Origin of the sequence: Parabacteroides sp. AF21-43 (genome assembly GCF_003635435.1) — a bacterium.
In the GTDB taxonomy this organism is placed as follows: domain Bacteria; phylum Bacteroidota; class Bacteroidia; order Bacteroidales; family Tannerellaceae; genus Parabacteroides; species Parabacteroides distasonis.
The window spans coordinates 1-684 of the sequence record NZ_QTMG01000074.1; the positions used below are offsets into that span (position 1 = coordinate 1).

Here is a 684-nt window from a genome sequence, read left to right on the forward strand (position 1 = left end):
TCTTTTCCCCAGCGTAGGACAGAACCGAGCTTCCAGCATTTGGAAGTCCGTGACCTTACCCATCCGGCATTGCTCCGTTACTTGCAGGGACGGGGTATCAATGTCGAACTGGCAAAAAGAGAATGTAAGGAACTCCATTTTACCAATAATGGCAGACCGTTCTTTGCTATCGGTTTCCCGAACATGGCAGGAGGTTACGAGGTTCGCAATTCCTTTTTCAAAGGCTGCATCGCCCCGAAAGACATCACCCATATACGGCAGCAGGGAGAGCCGAGGGAGAAGTGTTTGGTGTTCGAGGGTTTCATGGACTACCTCTCTTTCCTTACGCTCCGCATGAGGAACTGTCCGACCATACCCGACCTTGACAGGCAGGATTATGCCATTCTTAACTCTACCGCCAATGTGTCGAAAGCCATTGACGTGCTGTACCCGTATGAACGCATCCACTGTATGCTTGACAATGACAAGGCTGGATATGAAGCGACACGGGCTATCGAATTGGAATACTCCTACCGTGTGCGTGACTTCTCGCACAATTATAGGGGATATTCGGACTTGAACGATTATCTGTGCGGCAGGAAGCAGGAACAGAAAAACGCAGCCAGCCAAGTGCAGGAAACGAAGCAGGAAACCGGACAACGTGCCGCCCCAAGACAAAAGAGAGGCAGGGGCATTTAATCCGGC

Annotated in this window: 1 protein-coding gene; it reads left to right on the forward strand. The window is 51.0% G+C overall.

What is annotated here, in order from left to right:
* A partial coding sequence (locus DWX84_RS21410; protein WP_233573991.1) for a toprim domain-containing protein occupies positions 1 to 678 on the forward strand: 678 nt, incomplete at its 5' end.
* Positions 679 to 684 lie beyond the last annotated feature (6 nt).